Raw genomic sequence first — 23,333 nt, 5'->3', positions numbered from 1 at the left:
AGAAAGACTTCTTATGAGAATCCTGGTTGGAACAGACTTCTCGGAGCAGGCGGTGAGAGCTGCGGATGCCGCCGCCGCACTGGCCAATGGATGGGGAGAAAGCATCGTTCTCGCCCATGCTCACAATCCCGCCTCGCTTGGTGAAATCTCGCCTGAAGCATTGGGTGAGATCGCTGAAGCTGCGGAGTCGAGCCTCAAAACCGAAGCGAATCGCTTACGCGCCACAGGTGTCACCGTCTTGACGGACCTGATGACGGGCGCACCCTATGCATGTCTCATCGAAAAGGCGAAGCCGGAGTTCATCGAAATGATCGTGGTTTCATCCTATGGACGGAGCACGGCGGGACGCTGGCTGTTGGGCAGCGTCTCCGAGCGCACTGCTGAAGGCGCGCATGTGCCTACCTTGGTGGTGAAAAATTCCAAGCCCATTGAGGAATGGACCGCAGGCGAGCGGCCTTTGCGAGTGGTGATCGCGTGCGATCTCACTTCTGCTTCTGATGCGGCGCTGAGATTTGTGAAGCGGCTGCAAAAGATTGGTCCGTGCGAACTGACTGCGGCCTATGTGGATTCACCACTAGAAGAGCGAGCACGACTGGGGCTGAGAGGGGACGCCTACCTGACCAAGAACGATCCAGAGGTGCAACGCGTGAATGAGCGCGATCTGCGCAGGAAAGTGGAATCGATTCTCGGTGATGCCAAATGCGAGATCATCGTGGAGCCGAATTTGGGACGCCCCGATTTCGCGGTAGCACATCTGGCGAATCTGCGCCAAGCAGACCTGGTCATCACCGGAACGCATCAACGGCATGGCCTGAACCGTCTGCGGCACGCCTCGTTCTCACGTGGGCTGTTGCATACCTGCCGCACGAATGTGCTGTGCGTGCCAATCGCTACGAGCGATAGCGAGAAGGCCGTGACGCCGGTCAGTCGCATCCTGGTATCGACTGACTTCTCGAAGCTCGGAAACAGTGCGGTCAGCAAGGCGTTCGGGCTTTCACGCGCAGGCGGGACTGTGCATCTCATCCATGTGCTTCCGCCCGCTGAATCGCCGGAGCAATTGATCGGTGGACAAATCAGACGCCGGCTGCCGACCAAGAAGGAGTTGCTGAAACTCAAACGGCAAGTGGAAGCGAAGCTAGCGGAACTGGTGCCTGCGGATGCCGTGGCATTGGGAATCGAAAGCGAGATAGAAATCGTGGAAGACAATGATCCTGCGAAGGCGATCGTGCAGGCGGCGGAGCGGTTCGGGGCAGATGCGATCTGTCTCGCGACTCACGGGCATACGGGATTGAAGGGAACGGTTATGGGCTCCGTGGCGCAAGCGGTGGTGAAGGACAGCAAGAGGCCGGTTTGTCTGGTGAAGGTGGATGAGGAAAGTTGAACTGGATTTTAGAGCGGTTTTAGAAATTATGTAGCGATGTGGTGGCGAGAAAAAGGAAAGCGGTCTTTTTGAGTTCTGGCTTCGTTTCGGCTCAGTCACAGGGTCTTGGGAACCTGCTCCTTCGCCAAAGCCTCGCCAGAACCCAAAAATCCTCGCTCCTCACCGCTACATAATTTCTAAAAACGCTCTAATCCGATCGCTGGTCAGGGACAGGCTGAAAAAGTCGTAAGGCCTGCCAACTGCCAGTCGGCGACATCACCGCAATCGCGGGACAGGCAGCAGACCAGCGGTCTGCGCTACAAGAAGAACGCCGAGCTGGAGCTCGGCGTTTCTTTGAAAACGCAGCAAATCAATTCGCGGGAGGCTGTGTTTCAGTCGGAGCAGTCCCCTGCCCTTTGCCGGTGTGGCGGATGTCCTTGGCTTCGAAGAGATAGACGACTTCTTCCGCGATGTTCGTGGCGTGGTCGGCGATGCGTTCGAGGCTCTTGGAGATGACCATCAGATTCAGGCAGCGTGTGATCGTGGTGGGCTTCTCGATCATATAGCTGGCCAGTTCACGATGGAGCTGCTTGTTCAGGGCATCCACTTCCTTATCACGCGGGATGACGGCACGGGCGCGTTCCGGGCTGCGGTTCACGAAGGCGGCGAGCGCCTCATTCATCATGTCGAGCGCCATGGTAGCCATGCGGGGAAGGTCCACATAGGGCTTTAGCTGGGGTTCCTGACTGAGCTCGATGCTGCGGCGGGCGATGGTGGTAGACTCATCCGCTACACGTTCCAAGTGGTGGCTGCACTTCATGGCCACAGTGATAAGGCGGAGATCGGATGCGAGCGGGGCCTTGCTCAAAAGATGAATGGCCATCTCATCGATCTCGACTTCGATGGCATCCAGCACGCGGTCTGATTCGATGACCTCGCGGGCGAGATCGTCGTTGCGTTCCACAAGGGCTTTCACAGCGTTCGCCACGGATGATGTCGCATGGCTGGACATGGTGAGCAACCGCTCCTTGAGCTGGCCCAGTTCTCGTTCGAAGTGCGTCTGCTGCATAATCGTATCAAAAATTTAAACGGAGATAGCCACGATGTCATCAATCAACCGAAACGGCCGGTGACGTAGTCTTCCGTCTGTTTCTTGCCGGGGTTGGTAAAGATCTTGGAGGTGACATCGTATTCGATCAGCTCGCCGATGTAGAAGAACGCGGTGTAATCCGAGATGCGCGCGGCCTGCTGCATGTTATGGGTGACGATGACGATGGTGAATTCGCGTTTCAGGTCGAGGATGAGGTCCTCGATTTTCGCGGTGGCGATCGGGTCAAGCGCCGAGGCCGGCTCGTCCATCAGGATGATCTCGGGCTTGATGGCGATGGCGCGGGCGATGCACAGGCGCTGCTGCTGGCCACCGGAGAGTCCCAAAGCGCTGGAGTGCAGACGATCCTTGACCTCGTCCCAAAGTGCCGCACCGCGCAGACTTTTCTCCACCACGTCGTCCAACTCGCTCTTGGCCTTGGTGCCATGCAGGCGCAAGCCGTAGGCGATATTCTCGTAGATGGACTTGGGGAAGGGATTGGACTTTTGGAACACCATGCCCACGCGCTTGCGCAGCTCGATGACGTCCACATCCGGCCCGTAGATGTCGTGCCCCGCGATCTTCACCTGGCCGGTGATCTTCACATGATCGATGAGGTCGTTCATGCGGTTGAAGCAGCGCAGGAAGGTGGACTTGCCGCAGCCGGAAGGTCCGATGAAGGCTGTGACCTGCTTCTCCTTGATGGTCAGCGAAAGCTCCTTGAGCGCCTTCGACTGGCCATAATAAAGGGAGAGATCCTTCGTCTCAATGATGGGTTCGGACCTGGCACCAGACGAAGAGCCCCGGGCATTTGCGCCCACTTCGACTTTCAGATTGGGGATGTTAGTTTCAGCCATAAACGGCAGATCAATGACCTAAGAGGCGCATCTTCCGGCGCATCTGCGCACGGACCAAGATCGCCACGATATTCAAAGCAAAAGTTAATATCAGCAACGCCAGTACGGTCGCATACAGGATGGGCCGGGTCTGCTCAATGTTCGGCGACTGCGTGGAGAGGATGAACACGTGATAGCCCAAGTCCATGAACTGGTCCGTCAATGCTTTGGGATAGCTCGCCATGTAATAGGCGGCGCCGGTGAAAAGGATGGGCGCGACTTCACCCGCCGCCCGGCTCACCGAAAGGATGCCGCCGGTCAGGATGCCCGGCAATGCCTGCGGCAACACGATCTTGATGATGGTTTCCAGCTTGGTGGCACCCAGTGCCAGACTCGCCTCGCGCAATCCTTGCGGGATGGCTTTCAAGGATTCCTCCGTGGCCACAATCACCACGGGCAGCGTCATGACGGCCAACGTCATCGAAGCCCAGAGAATCGCCGGCTTGCCCCAGACCGGCTCGGCGGTCCGCAGCACATTGTCGTCAATGCTGCCACCAATATAGCTGATGAAAAAACCGAGTCCGAAAAGACCGAACACGATGGAAGGCACACCGGCGAGGTTGTTCACCGCGCCCCGGATGATGCGGGTCCAGATGGAGGTCGTGTGCGCGTACTCCGTGAGGTAAACAGCCGTGATGACGCCGACCGGAATCACAAAAATGGTCATGAGGATGACGCGGATGGTGGTGCCGACGATCATCGGCAGCACCCCGGCCTTGTTCACATCGAACATGTCCTGGTCTGCACTGGAAGAGAGGAACCGCCAGGACATCCCGGACCAGCCATTGATCAGGACGTTGAAAAGGATGACGGCCAGCATCGCCAGGATGATCAGGGTGGCAAAGCCCGTCAGCCCGCTGAAAAAGAAAGACCAGACATCGAACTTCTGAGCTTTGAAATTCCTGCCTGCCGGGCCAGACCGGTCAAAAGACAGCATGGGAGTTTGCGTATCCATGGCCTAGTGCTTTCCCTCCAGCTTGTTTTTTAATTTATGGATGATGACGTCCCCCAAGAGGTTCGAGAGGAACGTGACCACGAACAGCAGCGCACCCAACATGAACAGCATGCGGTAATGATGGCCGCCGAAGACCGCTTCCGCCAGTTCGGCGGCGATGGTCGCCGTCATCGTACGGGCAGAATCAAAGATGCTGCCCGAGACGATCACCGCGTTGCCACTGGCCATCAGCACGATCATCGTCTCACCGATGGCGCGACCGAAGCCCAGCACCACGGCGGCAAAGACACCGGGAAGTGCGGCCGGCAATACGATCTGCCACGCCGCCTGCCAGCGGGAGGAACCCAGGGCCAGTGCCGCCTGGGTATAAGCCCGCGGCACACTGGTGAGCGCATCTTCGGCAATGGAGAATACCACCGGGATGATGGCCAGCCCAAGGGCGATGCCGGCCACAAAGGCATTCAAGCGCGACTCATAACCGAAAACGTTGTGCAGGACGGTGGCCATCACGATCAGGGCAAAAAAGCCCATCACCACCGAAGGGATGCCCGCCAGCAATTCGATCGTGGGTTTCAGCCATTCCTTGATCCGGGGGCTCGCCAACTGCGAGACATAGATGGCGGCACCGAGCGAAAGCGGCACAGAAACCAGCAGCGCCACCAAGGTCGTCTTCAAGCTGCCGATGAGCAGGGGGATGATGTTGTATTTATGGATCTGCGAGACGGGCTGCCACATGTAAACTGGTTTGTCATAGTCGCTCCACTGATACGGCAGGAGCAAATATCGCCAGTTCGTGGTGTTCACGGCCACGTCCTTGTCTTTCGGTGCAGCGGCGATCTCCTCGATCTTCACTTCCATCAGGAGTTTGATCGTGTCTTGGTCCAGCTCGGCATACTCCTTGGCGCTGACGCCGAGCAGTTTCTGCAATTCGGAGGGCGGCAGCTTCTGCATCTGCTCGATGCTGATCTGCTCTGTGCGCGAGGAACTGTCCATCGTCCCCATGAAAATGGGGAAGGCCTCGCGTGCCACGAACAGGAAAATGAGGAAGACCATGACGATGGTCATCGAGGCCACGAGGAAAATCCCCTTCTCCACCAGCCACTCAAGAGGCCGGGCTTTGTGACCGCGGTGCAAGCCCATCCACCCATGGGAACGGGAGCCTTTATTTGGGGTCATCAGCATCGTCTCGGTTTAAAATGATCGGGGCGAAACAGGTCGCTGGGTTTCCAGTGGCAGCCCGTTCCGCCCCGCGTTTATCGCCGGAGGAACTTCCGGATGCGAATCTTTTTAGTTGGTGCGGAACTGTTTCGGGAGGGGGTAATAGCCCACGTCCTTGACCACCTTCTGGCCCTCATCGCTGCAGATCCATTTCAGATAGGCGGCGATCTCGCCCTTGTCCAAAGCTGGGTTCAGGTAGATGTAGAGGTAGCGCCAAATGGGGTAAGTGCCATTGACCACGTTCTCTTCCGTCGGTTCCACGGCCGGGCTGTTTGCGTCCTTCTTGACCATTAGGTGCTTGGCTCCGGCACCGTAGGCGGCCCCGCCGTAACCGATGCTCTTTTCATCCTTGGCCACGGCCTGTAAAACGGCGGCCGTGCCGGGCATCGTCTGGGCGCGCGCGGTGAAGTCCTTGCCCTGGAGCACATGATCCTTAAAGAATTCGTAGGTGCCGGAACTGTTCTCGCGGCTGTAAACCACGATGTTCATATCCGCCCCGCCGACGTCCTTCCAGTTGGTGATTTTGCCGGTGAAGATGCCCTCCAGTTGCTCCAAGCTGAGTTCTTTCACCGGGTTCTTCTCATGCACATAGACCGAGAGCCCGTCCAGACAGACCTTGTATTCCTTGGGCCGGGCCTTGAAGGCCACCACACAGGCGGTCGATTCTTTCGGCTTGATCGGGCGCGAAGCGTTAGCCAAGTCGGTCGTCTTGTTCTGCAGCGCGGCAAAGCCGGTGCCGGAACCGCCACCGGTGACCTGGATCTTGGTATCCGGGTTCTTGGCCATATAGACCTCGGCCCACTTTTGACCGAGAATGACCAAAGTGTCGGAGCCTTTGACTGTGATGTTACCAGCGAGCGCGCCTTGGGCGGCGAGCAGCAGACCCGTGAGGCCTGCGACTAATGTTTTCATTTTCATAAAAGTTGCGAATTGAGTTTTGAGTTTGGCTTTAGAACTTCCAGATGGCGTCCACCTGCAAGCGCTGGGCGTTGCTGTCTGAACCGGCGGGGCTTTCGTGGATGTTCTCCGTCATCCAGAGGGTGACAAAGATCGCGAACGAGTCATACGGCGAGTAGCCGGCCTTGATGATGTGACCGCGCACGTTGGTGCCGTTCACATAACCGGTGCGGTTGCCGAACGGGCCTGCCGCCTGGGTGTAGGCGTTGAAGTCCGATTCCGGCAATTCCTCATAGATGGCGTCCGCCTGCAGTTCGCGAAGTTCATAGCTGAGTTCCCAAGTCTTGCGCTTGCTGGCCTTGCCCAAGGTGAGCTTGACCGAGTAGCCCTCGTTGCTGTCGGGGGCCGAAGGGTTGTTCAGATAGGAACCAGCCAGACGCACCGGGAACGCACCATTGTAGAACGGGGCCTTGTCGAAAGTATAGGTCACCGAGGCATCGGCGATGATGGGGTCGAAGTTATACAATGGGGGGCCGCCGGCCGGGACCCGGGTATTGCCCTCACCGATGTCCAACAGGCCGGAACCGGCCTCTCCCAGCACCGTGCGACCCGGGATGGTCAGAGCCATGATGCCTGCACTGGATTGCAGCTTCTGCGACCAGCGGGCGTCCCACTTCAATTGTGCGCCCAGCATGTAAGCATCCGCCGACGTGCCGCTCTCATCCAGCACGAACTGACCGGCATTGAACTGCAGATCGTGGTTCTCATGCACGCGATAGGTGATCTGCTGGCCGAAGCCTTCCGGGGTGTAATCCTGATCCACGAAGGTCGGGTTGATCTCCAAGGGGTTCTCCATCTTGCCGACCGTGAACTTCGTGACCCAGGTGCCGTTGTCAATGGGCGTCCACTTGCCATAAGCCATGTCGATGGCGATGCCCTTCTTGGATGCGTTATTGTCGAAAGTGTTGTTGGAGGAGATTTGGTTGCCGGCGGTATCCCCGATGCTGGCGAGGCGGAAACCCACTTCCATGTTCTCCAATACATTGGCGGTGACGCCGTAGCGGAGGCGATATTGAAACCGGTTGCGATCGGCGGAGGTGGCGTTACCGGAGTAGAAGCCTTCGTAGCGTGCGCGGAAATCGCCACCCAGCTTGTAGGCCGTCACCCACTCCGGCATGCCCATGCGGGTCTGCAAGGCCTGCGAGAAACCTTGGTCGGTCTCTTCCCGCAGTTCGCCTGCTTCCTTCACGGTCAAAATGCCTTTTTCCACCAGTTTATCCAGCAGGGCATCCGAAGATTGCGCCTGGGTTTGTGCGGTAAGGGCCAGCAACCCGGCCATTCCTGCCGCCATCATGTAAGGACGTTTGTGCATATATATCTTCAATAAGTGCATCCGCATGACAAGCGGAGCGGGTTACGGGTCCGTGACGCAATTGTTACATTTGTGTTACGAAGCTCGGACGGTCATTTTTTTGCGCAACTCCTGGCTTCGCCGATGTTCCCGCAAGCGCAGCAGATACAACAATCCCAGCCGTTGAGCAGAACGCTCACGCCAGGCAACATAACCGGCAGAAGCTCTTGATTCACAAGATATTGCCGGATGCCCAGCTGAAGCGATGCTGACCGTTTCTGTTAACATGGTGCAACCTGTGACAGTCAGTTCAAAGGTAAAGGCAGGTTCCGGTTTTTGCACACTCGTCCTAAGTTATTTCCGGAACCTGCCTGTCCCCGCCCAATGAGGACCTCGCCGACTCAAACAGGAGCCAGCGATTAACCCAAACCATCGGAAAAAGGTCCGACAGCAGAACAAGAATAAAAAAGGCAAATGTCACCCGCATGGCGTGCAGGTGACATTTACGCAACGGAGAAAGTGGATTGGAGCGAGCTAAGGCGTGGGGCGGCCGATGGCACGGGCCAGACCGTATTGGGCCTTGTTGTGCTCGGCGACGGCTTCGAAGTAATCGTTACGAACGCGATTGAGTTCCTGCTCGGCCTGGATGTTTTCCAGCACGACACCGATACCAAAGCTCTTGCGTTCACGAGTGAGCTGCACGGTCTTCTCAGCAAGATCAAGGGCTTGTTGAGCGAGCTTCATCTGGTCGGCGAGCGAGTTCACGCGCGTGTGTTGTTCCACGACCTGACGGACAATCTCGTCCCCGGCTTTTTCTGACAGGATCTTCGCCTGTTCCAGACGGGCTTCGCTGGCCTTGATGCGGCCTTTGTCAAAAAGACCGCCGGGACCGATCTTCCAGCCGAAAAGGAGCTGGTAATCCTGCGTGTCTTTGAAGTTGCCCCAGCTATCATTCACACCGCCACCCAAGCCACCGAGATACATCTGCGCACCCACGGTGGGAATCAGCGGGCCATATTTGGTCCCCTGCTTTTCATCTTTGGCCGCTTCGAGCAGAGAGTTCTGGCGCTTCATCTCTGGACGGTTGTTCATGGCTTGGACGACCAGTGAGGCCAAGGCGCTGTTCGCAGGCAAAAGATTCAAAGGCGCGAGTTCGTTGTCAGCGGCGGCGAGTTCAATCGTGGGGTCGAGATTCAGCGTCTGCGCCAGCCGGGCGGACGCGAGCCGACGACGCTCCTGTGATTGTCGAAAGGAGAGTTGATAACGCTCCGCCTGCACCTGCACGCGCAATTGATCGCCTTTGAAGGCGAGTCCGGCTTTTACCGCGCCATCAAGTTGCTTGGCGTAGTCATTTGCCACGCGGATGGATTCCTGTGCGACCCCCATCTGGGCACCGGCCTTCACTAATTCAAAATAATCCTGGGCGGCCTGATAGACATTGGCCTGTGTGGCTGTTTCGAACTGGTGATCTGCCGCCTTGGCCCGTTGCTTCTCGGCGAGCTGGCCATAGATAGCATCGCCCAGCTCCCACTGAGCCGAGATATTCGCACCAGCGTTATAAGACTGTTTGCTCGCCGTGAACATATTGCCGCTGACATCCTGGATCTGGCCGTCATGGCGACGGTAGGCAAGGCCGGGCATGATCCACGGGAAGAAGCGTTGCCGGGCGATCTCATGCTTCGCCTTGGCCTCGCTCAACTGGGCTTGGGCCAGTTGCACATCCAGATTCTGCGCTCCCGCGAGCCGCAAAACGGTGGGCAGATCGATGACGCGCACATTGCTGGCTTGCTGTACAGCAGCCTTCCCTTTCTTGGGCGCACTCTTGGCTTTCTTCTTCTTCGCTTGGGCGAGCTGGATTTCCGCGCTGGCGGCTTCTTGGGCGCTCAGAGCGGAGGGACTGAAGGCGAAGGCGATGGCCAGCAAAGCTACGCCGAGTAATCTAACCTTTATGAAAGCGCGCTTCATTTGGCCTCCGTTGCGTTGACCGGCTGGCCATCGGCTGGCGCAGTCTTACCGAAGATCAGCACGCGTTCACCACCGCTCAAACCGCTGGCGATCTCCACATTCGTGCCGTCATTGAAACCAATCTTCACAGGCGTCTTTTTCGCTTTGCCGTCGATGAACTGGAAGACCGAGGCGTTAGCCTTCTCCATCAAGAGCGCGCCTGCGGGGATCAACAGTGCATTCGTGTGCTTCTCCACGCCCACACGGATGGTGGCATACATGCCGGGGCGCAGTTCCTTGCTGGCGTTGGGCAAATCGGTCTCCAGATGCAGCAGGCGGGTGGCGTCATCCAAGGCAAAAGAATGGCGTGTGATGACGCCGGAGAAGACGCGGTTCGCCACGCCTTGCACAGTGACTTTCACCGGCTGGCCGTTCTGAACCAACGAGGCTTCCAATTCCGGCACGCCCACACTGGCGCGTACGGTGTCGAAATCCATGAGCGTGAGGATGGCGGCATTGCGCGCGGCCGAACCGGAAGTCGCCGCCGGGATGAAGGCGCCAGCATCCACGAAACGTTCGGTGATGGTGCCCGCGAACGGGGCCTGCACTTGCGCGAAGGCCAGCAAGGCCTCGATGCGTTTCAACTCCGCTTGCGCTTCACCAGAACGGGCAGCGGCGAGGTTCTCACCTGCCTGCGCTTCGCCCAGTGAGGCTTTCGCCGACTCAAAGCGCGCTTTGGCATCATCCAGGGCTTGTGGCGTGATGAGGTCGGGCGAGGATTTGCGCGCTTTGCTGACGCGGTCATAATCCGCCTGGCTCGCGTTCAATTCCACGCGTGCTTTCGTGACACTGGTGGCAGCTTTGGCCTTCTCCGCTTCGGCGCGGGCCACGGCGGCTTTGGCGCGGACGAGGTCGGCACTCAGCTCGGGCACTTCGATCTCGGCGAGCAACTGCCCCGCTTTCACCGTGTCGCCGATGTCCACCTTGATGGACTTCAGGTAACCAGGAACTTTCGCGTAGAGCGTGGCCTGCTGGTTGGCCTTGATGCTGCCCGGCAGCGTGACGAAGCGGTTGATGTCACCGCGCTGGGGCGTGATGAATTTCAACTCCGGCGGCGTAGCAGCGTGCAAGGAGGTGCAGAGCAGCAGCGCAGTGGTGAGCACTCCGCAGGCGATGGTTTGAGAGGTTCGTAGCATGGTCCTAAAAAGTTGATTGGTTCGTGGCATCATCAACGACGGCGGCTCAGTCGTGTCCTACCGGTGAAACAAAATGACCGCTCAACGGATCATCCGGATCCAGTGAGCTGGAATGCGTGCTGGCCTGGTTGCGGAACAACACGAAGAAGGCGGGCAACACAAACAAGGTCGCCAGCGTGGCCATGGCCAAGCCGCCCACCACCGCACGGCCCAAGGGTGCAGTCTGATCGCCGCCTTCGCCCAAGCCCAGGGCGAGCGGGATCATGCCCGCGATCATCGCGCAACTCGTCATGAGAATCGGGCGCAAGCGGCTGCGCGCACCTTCCATGGCGGCAGCCAGCGCATCCCCACCCGTGATGCGCGCACGCTCGGCAAAGGTGACGAGGAGAATCGCATTCGCCACCGCCACGCCCACCGACATGATGGCGCCCATGGCGGACTGGATGTTCAAGGTGGTGCCCGTGAGCCACAGCGTCAGCGCCACACCCGCGAGCACGGCCGGAACCGTGGAGACGACCACGCAGGCGAGACGGAATGATTCAAAGTTCGCCGCGAGCATCAGGAAGATGACCACCACCGCGATCACCAGGCCCGTGCCGAAGCCGGCTTGCAACTGCTCCAACGGCACGACTTGACCGCGCACATCCACCTTGGTCTTGCCATCGGATGGAAAATTCAGTTCCGCCAGCGTCTTACGGATCTCCCGGGTCGCCGTGCCGAGATCCGTCCCGTGAATGTTAGCCGTGACACTGACGATGCGCGCCATGTTGTAGCGCTCATACGTGCCCACCGAGGTGCCGGGGGTGATGCTGGCCAGATTGCGCAGCAAGACCGTGCCGCCGTTGTCGGAGGTGACGGGGATGTTATTCAGGTCTTCGATGGATTGCGTGCGTTCCTCGGGAATCTGGACCTGCAAGTTGAAGCTGATGCCGCTGTTCGGGTCCGCCCAGAAGTTCGCCACGGTGAACCGGCTGGACGTCGTGGCGGCGACGAGCGAACGGGTGACATCCTCGACTTTGACCCCGAGAAGACCGGCGCGTTCGCGGTCGATGTTCACGTTCACCGACGGAAAATCGAGCGTCTGCGCGATCTGCACATCACGGAGGAACGGCAGCTTGCCGAGGCTCTCCGTCAGCTTGTCCGCATAGCCCTTGCCCACCGGCAATGAAGGTGCGCTGATGGCGATCTCAATAGGCGTGGGCGAACCAAAGCTCATCACGCGCGTGACGATGTCCTGCGGCTCGAAGGAGAGACGCACATCCGGCAACTCCTTAGCGAAGACGCCGCGCAGGTGTTCCTTGAACTCCTCCACGCGCTTGCCTGAATCGCGCTTGAGCTGGATGGCCAGCCAGCCTTCTTCCGGACCACCATTCCAGAGATGAACAAGGTTCACCGGGAAGCTGGAATTATGCACACCGACCATGCCGATGCTGATCTCCACCTTGTCCTCACCACCGGCCTCACGGGCGATGGTGTCGAGGATCTTCTTGGCGGTTTGCTCGGTGATGCCCACTTGCGTGCCGCTGGGATTGCGGAAACGCAAGGCGAACTGGCCGGTGTCCGTCTTGGGGAAAATCTCCGTGCCGAGGCGTCCACCGATAAACCAAACCGCCAGGCCGGCAATCACGAGATAGACCACAACGAGCGGCCAGCGCAGCGCGACGACACTGCGCAGGAGGCCCGTGTAATTCTTCTGCATCTTCCCGATGAACGAAGCGTCATGCACTTCACTGGCATGCCCTTTCAACAACCAGACACTCAGGATAGGCACCAGCGTGCTGGAGAGGATGAAGGAGGCGATCATGGAGAAACCGACCGCCAAGGCCATGGGAACAAACAACGCCTTGGCCGCACCGACCATGAAGAAGGCCGGAATGAAGACAGCCAAGATGCACAACATGGCCAGCAAGCGAGGCAACGCCGTCTCACGGGTGCCTTCATATGCTGCACGCGCCAGCGGACTGCCGCGCGCGATATGGGCATGGATGTTCTCGATGGCCACCGTGGCTTCATCCACGAGGATGCCGACGGCCAAGGCCATGCCACCCAGCGTCATGAGGTGGATGTTCTCACCGCTCAACCAGAGGGCGAAAGCTGCCGCCAGCAGAGAAAGCGGGATATTGACCACGACGATGAAGGCGCTGCGCCAGTCGCGCAAAAAGAACAGCACCATGAGGCCCGTGAGGATGGCGCCCAACCCACCCTCCTTCATGAGGTCTTTGATGGAGCGGTTGACCACGGGTGACTGATCGAAGGAATAGCTGACCTTGATGCCATCCGGCAGGAGCTTCTGAAACTCCGGGATGTTCTTTTTGACGAGGTCCACCACGTCCACCGTGGAGGCATCGGCACGTTTGGTGACGGGGAGATAGACGGAGCGTTTGCCATCCGCGAGCGCATAGGCGGTGGTGACATCCGCCGCATCCGTCACCGTGGCGACATCCCGCACAAAGACGGAGCCGGTGGCCGTGCGCTTGAGGGGCACGCCTTCGAGATCCTTGACGTTCGAGACGATGGCGTTGGCCGCCACGATAGGGTATTTGCCGTCCAGATTGATATTGCCCGAGGGGCTGATGGTATTGCCCTGCGAGAGCGCCTTCACGATGTCATCGGGCGACAGGCCATAGGCGCGCATGCGGTCTGGGTTCACGTTCACCGTGATGGCGCGGGAACTGCCACCGAAAGGAGGTGGTGCGGAGACACCGGGCAAAGTGGCGAAGGCAGGGCGGACGCGGTTGAGCGCCTGATCCTGCATCTGGTTGAGCGTGATGTTCGGGTCTTCCGTGGAGAACACGAGGTAACCGACCGCCACACTGCCAGCATCGAAACGCATGATGAACGGGGCGACCGTGCCCGGCGGCATGAAGGCGCGGGAGCGGTTCACCTGGGCAACGGTCTCGGACATGGCCTGGCTCATGTCCGTGCCCGGATGGAACTGGAGCTTCATGATGGAAGCGCCCTGAATGGACTTGGACTCCACATGTTCGATGCCCGCGATGTAGAGGAAGTGATACTCGTAACGGTAGGTCAGGTAGCCCTCCATTTGGGCCGGGTCCATGCCGCCATAAGGCTGGGCTACGTAGATGGTCGGGATGCCGAGCGGCGGAAAGATGTCCCGGTCCATCCTTTGGAGGGCCAAAAAGCCGCCCAAGGAAATGGCGATGACGAGCACAAGCATGCTCAAAGGACGGCGCAGGGCAAGTTGGACCACGTTCATTGGCTACAAAGACGGTTGAACTGCAAACTTCGGTTACAATGATCGCAGGGATGGTCCGTACGGAGGATTGTCCGCACGATGAAGAAATCCTGAAGATTTCTTAAGAATCAGTCTGGTCGCCGAAGCGGAAGGAAGATCTGAAAGCGGCTGCCCTGCCCCACTTCAGTCAGCAACTCGATCCGGCCACCGAGTTGCCCGACGGAGAGCTTGGCGATGGCGAGCCCCAAACCGGCACCGCCATCGGCCCGGGAGCGGGCCTTGTCGATGCGGTAGAACCGTTCGAAAATTTTCTCGCGATGCTCCGGGGCGATGCCCGGACCTTCATCCGCCACCTCCACCACGGCATGGTCCCCCTCCGTGAACCAGCGCATCAAGATGCGCGTGCCAGGCGGGCTGTAGCGGATGGCGTTGTGGAGGACATTCAACACAGCAGGACGTAACAGCAATTGGGCGGTGGAGACGGTCAAACCGGATTCACCGGAAAGCTCGATGCGCTGTTTCTTCTCGGTGGCAAGCACTTCCACGCTGTCGCTGATTTCCTGGAGAAAACTCGCCAGATTCACCGGCGCGAACGGCACGGTGACCCGGCCACTCTCGGCGCGGGCGAGCAGCAGCATGGTGTCGATGAGGTCATTCAGACGCTGGGCCTCCTCCAACATGCTGCCGATGGTATCGCGCAGGGCCTTCGTATCCCCTTTTTCACGCAAGGCGACCTCGCCTACAGTGCGCAGGGCAGTGAGCGGGGTGCGCAGTTCGTGGGAAGCATCCGCCGTGAAGCGTTTGAGGGACTCGAAGGAGGCTTCAAGCCGTTGAAAGGTTTCGTTGAAAACGTTGGCCATCTGCCCGAGTTCATCGTGTGGATTCGGATTGGGCAGACGGCGGCTTAATGATTCTGAGGTGATCTGGCGGGCTTGCTCGGCCATGGCACTGATGGGTTTCAAAGTGCGGCCGGCCATCCAGTATCCGCCCACAGCGGCAAGCGCGGCAGCCAAAGGGATGCCCAGGAACAAGCCGGCAAGGATCTCCCGCAAGGCACGGCGCAGACCTGATTCATCCCGGAAAACGCGCACGGTGACCTCGCGCCCGTCGAGATGGGTAGCACGTTGATAGGCCCGAGCGGGTATACGCCGGTCCACCGTCAGGTTAAGGAAAAGCGGCGATCCGGCGGCAGAAGCAACCGGTGGTTGCGTGACCCGGACCCCATTCACCGGCCAATGACTGAGCAAATCCTTCCCATGCGCCCAGACATCAAACCATGTCTCCGCGTAACCCGGACTGTTGGGGGTGGAGGGACTGCTTTTCTTCCACTGGATGCGCCCGTCGGCGCTCTGTTCCAAATGGGCGGCGATCAGGTTCCAATCTACCTGCAACTGACGGTCGAGTTCGGCATGGAGGCGGCGTTCGATCAGGATGTAAACGGCGGGTGTCAGGGCCAGCATGATGAGGCTGGCGACCGCCGTGAACCAGACGGCCAGACGGAGCTTCAAGGATTGGCGTTGCCACCTGCCGTTCACGCCGTTCGCTCCTCCCGCAAAATGAAGCCCACGCCGCGCACGGTCTGGACCAGCTTGTGGCGGCGGCCTTCATCCAGCTTTTTGCGCAGGTGGGCGAGGTGGACATCGATGACATTATCCAGCGTGGTGGCGCGGTTCGGTTCGCGCCAGACCTCCTGCGCGAGCATCTGGCGGGTCACTACCTGGCCCTCGTAGCGCATAAGGTATACCAGGAGATCGAACTCACGCGGCGTGAGATCTATCTCCTGGCCGGTGCGCCAGGCACGGCGCGACTGGAGATCGAGCACGAGGTCGCCGACCTGCCGGCGCAACAGCTCATCCGGCACTGTGCGACGCAGCAAGACGCGCATCCGGGCGAGCAACTCGGCGAAGGCAAAGGGTTTGACGAGGTAGTCATCCGCGCCGCTGTCGAGGCCGAGCACACGGTCCTCCACGGCATCGCGCGCGGTGAGGAGCAGGACGGGAGGTTTAGCACCACGGGTACGCAGGGCTTTGAGAATCTCAATCCCGTCGCGACCGGGCAGCATCCAGTCGAGCACCACCAGATCGAAGGTGGCGGACTTCAAGTGAGACCAGCCTTCGTCGCCAGTGCGGGCGACAAAGGTGTCGTAGCCCTCGGCGTCCAGTCCGCGGCGGATGGCTTGCGCGGTTTTCGCGTCATCCTCAACGACCAAGATGTTCACGCGGCCAAGCATCGTCCTTTCTGGCGGACGCGCCAAGCGTGCAATTCTGAAGAAAGATTAACTGGGAAACGCCCGGTTAACGGTTTCGGGAAGGTGTGTAAAAAAAGACCGGCCGCTGGATCAGCCCTGACCGCGTTTGATCTTAACGAAGAGGACGTTTTTCTCGTCCATGCGTTCGTAGAACATCTCGCTGCTTTGCTGACGCACGAGATGGATGCCCAGACCGCCCACAGGACGGTCTTGCAAAGGTTTGGAGATATCGTGTGTCTGATACTTGGTGGGATCAAAAGGCACGCCACCATCCTGGAACTCGAGCTTGATGGCGACATCATCGACGGTGAGGCGGACATCGAAAGTGTGATCGCCACCGTTCGGCCAGGCGTAGTTGATGATGTTGGTGCAGAGCTCTTCCAGGCAGAGGAAGACGGCGTATTCCTCCTGCACGGTGAAATTATTATCCGCACCGAATTGCGCGACCAATTCGTTCAGACGCTGTAGTTCGTCGGGATTGTTCTGAAGGGTGATTTGGACAGAGGCGCTCATAGGTGGGTGGTCCGTGGTGTTTAGGCTCCCTTCAAGATGTTGACCGCTTCCACTTCGTCTGCGGCGATCTCGGCCACGGCATCCAGGCCCGACAACCGGAGCACGTCCTCAACGAGCTTTTGCGGACGGCAGAAGATGATCTTGGCACCAGCAGGATTGAGCTGCTTGATGTTCGCGAGGAGGAGGCGAATGCCGATGGAGGCAATGAAATTGACGGCCGCCATGTCCACGATGACGGATTGTTTGAGCGCACCGGTCTCGGCATTGAAGCGGGCTTCAATGGATTGAGTGCCCTTGAGGTCCATGCGCCCGGAAAGACGGATGCAACGGACGCCACCCTCTAATGTATCTACAGTCAGCTCCATAACCACCAAAACCTTTCTTCAGCAAAAATTGGGATTGCGGTATCTGCGCTTGAACTGGCTTCAGTCTAGCCGCAGTGGCTGCTGAATCAAGCTGCGAATCGCAAGCCGGGTTCACGTTGTTAGAAAAAGATCACAGGACGATCCGCACGAGCGAATAGTCATCTTCAAAATTGCCTGAGCCGTGGAACGCCTTGGCGGACGCGACGATGTGACCCATGCGCGTCTGGCCTTCCGGCACCGGTTCCGTAAGCGTGTTCAGGAACAACTGGTAATCCCACATCTCACCGGTGGGATTGGTGAGCTCATACACGCCATCGCTGAACAGGTATATCTCGGCAGACTTGCCGACGGGCTGGCGCTTGCTGCGATAGATGACGCCGGGCATGGTGCCGACGACGAGGCCGGGAGATTTGAGCTCGATGCGTTCCGAGGTCTCTGCCGTCTGGCCGGTCACGAGCACGGCGGGCGGATGGCCGCCGCGTGCGTAGGATATCTCGCGCTTCTTTTTATCGAAGACGCCGTACCAGATGGTGAAGTACATGTTGTTCTGCCGGTCCATCTGGAAGGTCTCATTCAGGCGCATCAGGACTTGGGCAGGGTCGCGAAAATCGGTGTTCGCCAGGGATTGTGCGCGAAGCACGTTCATGGCGGAGATGGAGAGCAAGGCGGCACCGACGCCATGGCCGCAGACATCGAGCAGGTAAATGGCGAGGTTGTCTTCATCCAGCCAATGGTAGCCGAAGGAATCGCCACCCAACTGCGTAGACGGGATGAAGCACCATTCGGTGGTGACTTCACCCGTGAGCGGCGGTGGTAAAAGGGAGATGACGTAATCGGCGGCTTCGTTCAGTTCGGCGGCGAGGTGTTTCTGGCTCTCGACGAGGGCGCGATACATGGCCTGCTCTTGTTCGCGCAGTTGCTTTTTCTCCAAGCAGGCGTTGATGCGGGCTTGAAGCAGAACTGGTTTGTAGGGCTTGGGCAGGTAATCATCTGCGCCGATCTCAATGCAGCGAGCGACGCTGTTCAGGTCATCGAGGCCGGAGATCATGATGACGGGAATGTCGTGCAGCTTGGAATCGGCCTTCAGCTTTTTGAGGACGTCGTAGCCGTCCATGTCCGGCATGACGATGTCGAGCAGGACGAGATCGTAGGTTCCGCTGGCGAGCTTTTCCAAGGCGGAGCGGCCGTCGTTGGCGACTTCGACTACGTAACCTTCCGTGTGCAGGCGTTCGCTGAGGAGCGCGCTGTTCATACAGTCATCGTCCACCACGAGCAAACGGGCACCATCGCCCGCCAATCGGCTGGGCGTGGCTTCGGCAGCAGGCAGTGTTGAGACGGCTTCTGGCATGCTTGGCGGAACCACTGTGCAAGATTTGCAAAGGGGAAACCAGCAAAAACCGCCGGGCCGGTTGCACCGGCGAGCCATTGATAAGGAAACATCGAACATCCAACGCCCAACTTCGAACCTCGAAAGTCCCGGCACCCCTCATCCTCAATCCTTCTCCCCTCCAAGGGGAGAAGGAGGAAGCTCACGGCTACGCTCAACGTCTTCTATCGCCCGTGGGAGGAGGTGGCCAGTTCTACGGGGGCTTCGGGGTCTTTGAGGATGCGGATTTCGCGTTGGGGGAACGGGATGGAAATGTTGCTGCGGCGGAATTCTTCGACGATGGCGAGATTGAGCTCGGCACCGGCGGCGACGTAGTTGGCGACGGAGACCCATGGTTTCACGACGATATTGATGGCGGAATCCCCGAGTGAACTGACGCCGACCACGGGAGCGGGGTCTTTCAACACGCGCGGATTGGCTTCCAGGACGCGGCGCACGGCGGCGATGGCGGCGTTGAGGTCGGTGGCATAAGCCACGCCCACGGAGAGGTCGAGCTGCCGGATCGCGCCGTGGTTGTGGAGTATCTCGCCGACGATCTTGCGGTTCGGGATGATGACGCGGGAGCGGTCGGGATGCGTCAGGGTGGTGGTGAAGAGTTCGATGGAGGCCACCTCGCCGTGCTCACCGAGCATCTCCACCCACTCGCCGATGCGGAAGGGTTTGGTGAAGATGATGGTGAGGCCGGCGACGATGTTGCCGAGCACACCTTGCATAGCAAGGCCGATGCCCACACCGGCGACACCGATACCGGCGACCATGGGGGCGATGGGGACACCGAACTTCTCCAGCGCCAGGACGGCGGTGAAGGCGAAGATGAGGATTTTGACGCCTTTGATGATGAGGGAGCGCAGGGGCGGCTCCATGCCCTTCTTGGTGAGGGCTTCTTCCAGGATGCGACCCAGGTATTTGGCCAGCAAGACACCGAGGCCCATGATAAGGAGGGCGCCGATGATCTGGAACCCGTAGGAGATGAAGAAATCGATGACGAGTTTTTTTGCGTCTTCCATAGATGGGATTGGAGGATTGGTTGAATCCGTTACCGCCGCCAAGAGAAGCAGGCGGGGGGATTTTGTAAATGGGAAAGGAGTGAAGCAAGCCTTTCACCAAAGCTCGAAACAGGCGATTGCCAAAAATGTGTAAAATATGTATTTTATACAGAGATGAATGCCACGCTGACAGAATTGCGGAATCCCAAGAAGCTGCTTGAAGCCGCTGACGCGGGGGAGACGGTGATCATCACCGAGCATGGAAAACCGGCTTACGAACTCAAGCGTGTCCCACATGGCGAAGTGGATTGGGATGAATTGGAAAAGCACAAGGAAGACTGGTTGACGGAAGAAGAAGCACAGGCAATCGAAAAAGGGATTGAAGCTTCCAACAAAGTGTTCACGCATGATCGCTTTCCTTGATACGAGCGTCCTCATCCGCTTTGAGAAAAACTTTCATCGCTTGCGCACTTTGGGAAAAGTGCGAGTTCCAGCCATCGCTTTGGCGGAATATGTCCGGGGTATTGAGGGAGCTACTCATTTACGGGCCAAGAATCGCGCGAAACGGTTCATGGCCCGTCAAATCTTGCCGTTGGGAATCGTGGATTTTAACACTGAGGCAGCCTTGGCTTGGGCCTCATTGGCCGAGGCCATGACCAAAGCCGGATTGACGATGAAGTTCGGAGATTCGCTCATCGCGGCGCAATGCCTGGCCGCTAACGCATCCATTGTGACCGCCGATAATGATTTCGAACGGGTACCAGGCTTGAAGGTGATACGGATTTGAAAAGAAGCGAGCTTATGGCCAAACCAGCCATGAGCAAACAGTTTCTCAACATATAAGGAGTTCAGAAGCCGGACGAAGTCTTAACTTTTAGTCTGAATCCTCCAGCCCAACTTTTTAGCCATTTGCCGCACATAACGTTTTTGGGCGGCGATATCCTTCTTAAAATCTTTTACTTTGCGAACGCGAGGCGATCAATCTTGCCCTTGTCACTTATGCGGATGCGGATCTCGTCACCTACTTTGAGATCACGTTCCACCCAGCGGACTGATTTGTCATCCGGGGTTATCAAGCCGCCCACAGTGATATCCAGTTCTTCAATACCTTCACCTTTCGCAGCCAAAGCGGCGCGGCGCACCCAGGTGACGTTAGCAATCAAAGCACCGGAAGAACCTACGCCCGCAGTAGTGAGTTTCTTGCCGCTCAGGTAAACGTGGAATATGGGCATGGGATGGTGCGGTTTAATGCTTCCTAGACAGAAGGCCGGACGGTTAACAATCTTTCAGCTTCTTCAATTCAGGATAATGGGGCTTAAGTTCAGCCAGCGAGGCACAACAAACCCTTCGCTCAATTTCATAAAGTTCAAAAAACGCTCCACACTTCAAACAGCGATATAAAGTCGCGAACCGTGAAACATTGGTTTCTATCTCTTGAAAGTTAGATGTCCGAACCGGAAAATTTTGGCAAATCTCACAAGGCATAAAAACCCTCTTTAAGCATTCTGAGGTATAGTCTTCATGGCAAATGATGAATACAGAGATTCAAGTTGGCGATTATTCAGCGTCAGGTTTTGGCTGGCTTTCAAAAGGTGGCAGCACCGTAAGCTGGGCGCTTTTCGGCACGTCGATCTCCAAGGTCTCGGAATGGGAATTGACGGTGCCCCAGCTTCTCCGAATGGGCCACTCGGGCATGGGCCCATCTTCTGCCACCGGGGAGATGGCGAAGGACCAGTTGCCGTCGTAGATGGGGTGGATATTAAGGCCGGGGTTGTCCGGTGATGAAATTTGCAATACGCCGAAGTAACCGTGCTCTTGCAAAATGGGATTAGTCAGGGAGTTCAATTCATCCCCGGCATCGGATGGGATGCCGCCTTCGATGATGACGAGGTGATCTTTAGCACCAAATATTTTTACGGTGCGGGTGTTTCCGAAAAGGTTTTTCAGGCTCATAGTGACATGTCTCCACTCTAGAATCTGTCATGAACTAATTTGGAGCAAAGCCGTAGAAACTGCTGATGGGCAGGAGGGGTTGGCCGCTTACATCCTTCTCCCCTCGGAGGGGAGAAGGAATGAGGATGAGGGGTGCCCCTATGCAGGATCAGGCTGTGTTTATTGATGAAAACGCTGGCACCCCTCACCCCGGCCCTCTCCCCTCCGAGGGGCGAGGGTGCTATATCCTCGAACTTTTTCACACGCTTTTCTCCTCTAAAGTTCATGACAGGCTCTAACCAATCTGCCGATCAAGCCCAGAGCAGAACACCTATGTAGAGCCCCAGACATCCCAGTTTCATCAGCAGCCATCTTCTTTCTTTAACAGCAACAATCATGGTCTGCGCGATGAAGGCGGTGAGGCCAAAATAAAAGACGAGCACCATGATGAGGTTGTAGGTGTGGGCCGCAATCTCGCCCGGCGGGGTCGCGACCATGAGGGCATCGGAGTAGCCCAACAGGCGGTGGATGAGCAGCATGACGGGGAATGGGATGAGGAAGAGGAACCCCAGCCAGTGAGATCGCAGGATGGCCTTCACGCGCGTGGTAACATCACCGGGTAAAGGCGGTGGTGATTGGGTCAAAGAATTCATGACGATCTCACGTGTCTCGTTGATAAATGGTATTAAGCCATAGAGAAAATGAGACGCAACCACGTTGTGGTTGAGAAATTTTTCGACTGTTTACCCAACGTAGTTCCGCTGGGTGCGGAACAACATTGGGCTTTGGGACGGTGCCCCGATTGGGGCACGGGGCAAACCGCAATAAATTCAATGAGGCGTTTCGTATGACCTAGCCTGCCGACTGCGAGTCGGCGACATCACCGCAATCGCGGGACACAGCAGGCTGCCAGCCTGCGCTACGAGAAAGGGTCAATCTCTTGAATATATGATCTCGGCAACTTTGCCGTTTTCCAGCGTCACGAATATGCCTTCGCAGTTCGGTTCCCGGGAGGTCTCGGGGTTCATGAAGAAGCCCAGCCTTGTTGACGTGTCATCCATGATCTTGGGACGTTGGCGCGGGCCATTGGCGGGATAACGTTGTTCCATCACAGCAATCACTTGTTCGCGAGTCATGCCTACTTGGATATCGCTGTGAAATCTCTTGTAGGTGCGAAAGCGGGCATCCACAAGTTCAGGATGGAAGGCCAGGAAGACAAACACGGAAGGCGTGATAAACACCATTGCGAGCACGATCAACATGGCGGTACCCAGCCTGTTCTTCACTTTGCAGGCGAACACGAGAGCGATCAGTGCAGCCAAGGCACCAATGACCGAGATCAAAATGACGGGATGGACTCCGGAACTCATGATGGTGATGTAAGCTAATGAATAAGATGCGGGTGAAAGAGTTTCAAGTGTTCAGTTTTCAGAGGGAAAATAGCCACAAGAAAGCACAAACGACACATAAGGGATACGAGGGAAACGGTTTTAGAAATGCGAGTTACGTAAGTTGTGATTTTTGGATGTTCTTGGTGTCGAAAAGGTTGGGTTTTCATCACAAATTTTAGTGAAAAGAGGTGGTTTTCTTGAGGGAAATATGAGATGAGTTTAGGTGCTGGCAGCTCGCTGCTGGTAAAGGAGAGGCCGGAGGCCGGTTTCTGGTTCCTAGTTTGAAGTTTCGAGTTAGGGAACAGGCGGTCGAAAATCCTCAAGCCAATGGTTCGATGGAATCGTTTTGGCAATTCCTTATGAGGCCATCAGGAGATGTGCGAAGTAAGATTTTTGCTTCGGAGTCTCTGT

Annotated in this window: 23 protein-coding genes; 3 read left to right on the top strand and 20 right to left on the bottom strand. The window is 57.7% G+C overall.

Annotated features, from left to right (window positions below; translation table 11 throughout):
• Positions 1-13 precede the first annotated feature (13 nt).
• Complete coding sequence (locus tag VGH19_05585; GenBank protein HEY1170824.1) at positions 14-1,381, top strand: universal stress protein; 1,368 nt, start codon at positions 14-16, stop codon at positions 1,379-1,381.
• 349 nt (positions 1,382-1,730) lie between these two features.
• On the opposite strand, the gene phoU is transcribed toward VGH19_05585, so the two are convergent.
• The 16 genes from phoU to VGH19_05505 all read right to left on the bottom strand — a co-directional run bounded on the left by phoU (position 1,731) and on the right by VGH19_05505 (position 19,620).
• Positions 1,731-2,429 carry a phosphate signaling complex protein PhoU gene (phoU, locus tag VGH19_05580; protein HEY1170823.1) on the bottom strand — a complete coding sequence of 233 codons (699 nt, stop codon included), beginning with the start codon at positions 2,427-2,429 and terminating at the stop codon, positions 1,731-1,733.
• A gap of 44 nt (positions 2,430-2,473) precedes the next feature.
• On the bottom strand, positions 2,474-3,304 hold the full coding sequence (pstB, locus tag VGH19_05575; protein ID HEY1170822.1) for a phosphate ABC transporter ATP-binding protein PstB: 831 nt from the start codon (positions 3,302-3,304) through the stop codon (positions 2,474-2,476).
• A 10-nt stretch (positions 3,305-3,314) separates the two neighbouring features.
• On the bottom strand, positions 3,315-4,298 hold the full coding sequence (gene pstA / locus VGH19_05570) for a phosphate ABC transporter permease PstA (GenBank protein HEY1170821.1): 984 nt from the start codon (positions 4,296-4,298) through the stop codon (positions 3,315-3,317).
• 3 nt (positions 4,299-4,301) lie between these two features.
• The gene (gene pstC, locus VGH19_05565) at positions 4,302-5,480 is read right to left on the bottom strand and encodes a phosphate ABC transporter permease subunit PstC (protein ID HEY1170820.1); all 1,179 of its coding nucleotides are present in this window, start codon (positions 5,478-5,480) and stop codon (positions 4,302-4,304) included.
• 105 nt (positions 5,481-5,585) lie between these two features.
• Positions 5,586-6,428, bottom strand: a complete 843-nt coding sequence (locus VGH19_05560) for a phosphate ABC transporter substrate-binding protein (protein ID HEY1170819.1) — start codon at positions 6,426-6,428, stop codon at positions 5,586-5,588.
• Between the two features lie 37 nt (positions 6,429-6,465).
• Positions 6,466-7,785, bottom strand: coding sequence for a putative porin (locus VGH19_05555; protein HEY1170818.1), 1,320 nt, complete (start codon positions 7,783-7,785; stop codon positions 6,466-6,468).
• Between the two features lie 75 nt (positions 7,786-7,860).
• Positions 7,861-8,106, bottom strand: a complete 246-nt coding sequence (locus VGH19_05550; protein ID HEY1170817.1) for a hypothetical protein — start codon at positions 8,104-8,106, stop codon at positions 7,861-7,863.
• 192 nt (positions 8,107-8,298) lie between these two features.
• On the bottom strand, positions 8,299-9,729 hold the full coding sequence (locus VGH19_05545) for a TolC family protein (protein ID HEY1170816.1): 1,431 nt from the start codon (positions 9,727-9,729) through the stop codon (positions 8,299-8,301).
• Complete coding sequence (locus VGH19_05540) at positions 9,726-10,904, bottom strand: efflux RND transporter periplasmic adaptor subunit (GenBank protein ID HEY1170815.1); 1,179 nt, start codon at positions 10,902-10,904, stop codon at positions 9,726-9,728. The genes VGH19_05545 and VGH19_05540 overlap by 4 nt, the downstream gene beginning before the upstream one ends.
• A gap of 46 nt (positions 10,905-10,950) precedes the next feature.
• Entirely contained in the window at positions 10,951-14,121 is a 3,171-nt protein-coding gene (locus tag VGH19_05535; GenBank protein ID HEY1170814.1) for an efflux RND transporter permease subunit, read from the bottom strand.
• 107 nt (positions 14,122-14,228) lie between these two features.
• On the bottom strand, positions 14,229-15,635 hold the full coding sequence (locus VGH19_05530) for a heavy metal sensor histidine kinase (GenBank protein HEY1170813.1): 1,407 nt from the start codon (positions 15,633-15,635) through the stop codon (positions 14,229-14,231).
• Positions 15,632-16,318 (bottom strand): response regulator transcription factor, encoded by a 687-nt coding sequence (locus VGH19_05525; GenBank protein ID HEY1170812.1) that lies wholly within the window; start codon positions 16,316-16,318, stop codon positions 15,632-15,634. The genes VGH19_05530 and VGH19_05525 overlap by 4 nt, the downstream gene beginning before the upstream one ends.
• A 120-nt stretch (positions 16,319-16,438) precedes the next feature.
• Positions 16,439-16,861 carry an ATP-binding protein gene (locus VGH19_05520; protein HEY1170811.1) on the bottom strand — a complete coding sequence of 141 codons (423 nt, stop codon included), beginning with the start codon at positions 16,859-16,861 and terminating at the stop codon, positions 16,439-16,441.
• 20 nt (positions 16,862-16,881) lie between these two features.
• Positions 16,882-17,226: an STAS domain-containing protein gene (locus VGH19_05515; GenBank protein HEY1170810.1), complete on the bottom strand. Its 345-nt coding sequence runs from the start codon at positions 17,224-17,226 to the stop codon at positions 16,882-16,884.
• Positions 17,227-17,356: 130 nt separating this feature from the next.
• Positions 17,357-18,574, bottom strand: a complete 1,218-nt coding sequence (locus VGH19_05510; protein HEY1170809.1) for a SpoIIE family protein phosphatase — start codon at positions 18,572-18,574, stop codon at positions 17,357-17,359.
• 203 nt (positions 18,575-18,777) lie between these two features.
• Positions 18,778-19,620, bottom strand: coding sequence for a mechanosensitive ion channel domain-containing protein (locus VGH19_05505; GenBank protein HEY1170808.1), 843 nt, complete (start codon positions 19,618-19,620; stop codon positions 18,778-18,780).
• Between the two features lie 153 nt (positions 19,621-19,773).
• On the opposite strand from VGH19_05505, the gene VGH19_05500 reads away from it, so the two are divergent.
• Complete coding sequence (locus VGH19_05500) at positions 19,774-20,022, top strand: hypothetical protein (protein ID HEY1170807.1); 249 nt, start codon at positions 19,774-19,776, stop codon at positions 20,020-20,022.
• On the top strand, positions 20,006-20,386 hold the full coding sequence (locus VGH19_05495; GenBank protein HEY1170806.1) for a type II toxin-antitoxin system VapC family toxin: 381 nt from the start codon (positions 20,006-20,008) through the stop codon (positions 20,384-20,386). The genes VGH19_05500 and VGH19_05495 overlap by 17 nt, the downstream gene beginning before the upstream one ends.
• Positions 20,387-20,555: 169 nt before the next feature.
• Here VGH19_05495 and VGH19_05490 read toward each other — a convergent pair whose 3' ends face one another.
• The 4 genes from VGH19_05490 to VGH19_05475 form a co-directional block, all read right to left on the bottom strand.
• Complete coding sequence (locus tag VGH19_05490) at positions 20,556-20,831, bottom strand: hypothetical protein (protein HEY1170805.1); 276 nt, start codon at positions 20,829-20,831, stop codon at positions 20,556-20,558.
• A 325-nt stretch (positions 20,832-21,156) separates the two neighbouring features.
• The gene (locus VGH19_05485) at positions 21,157-21,552 is read right to left on the bottom strand and encodes a hypothetical protein (protein ID HEY1170804.1); all 396 of its coding nucleotides are present in this window, start codon (positions 21,550-21,552) and stop codon (positions 21,157-21,159) included.
• A 290-nt stretch (positions 21,553-21,842) separates the two neighbouring features.
• Complete coding sequence (locus VGH19_05480) at positions 21,843-22,184, bottom strand: hypothetical protein (protein HEY1170803.1); 342 nt, start codon at positions 22,182-22,184, stop codon at positions 21,843-21,845.
• Between the two features lie 279 nt (positions 22,185-22,463).
• Complete coding sequence (locus tag VGH19_05475) at positions 22,464-22,901, bottom strand: hypothetical protein (GenBank protein HEY1170802.1); 438 nt, start codon at positions 22,899-22,901, stop codon at positions 22,464-22,466.
• Positions 22,902-23,333: the final 432 nt, after the last annotated feature.

The organism is Verrucomicrobiia bacterium (assembly GCA_036405135.1).
GTDB lineage: Bacteria > Verrucomicrobiota > Verrucomicrobiia > Limisphaerales > JAEYXS01 > JAEYXS01.
The sequence above is the reverse complement of the archived record's forward strand: the minus strand, read 5'-3'. Positions and strand labels throughout refer to the sequence as shown.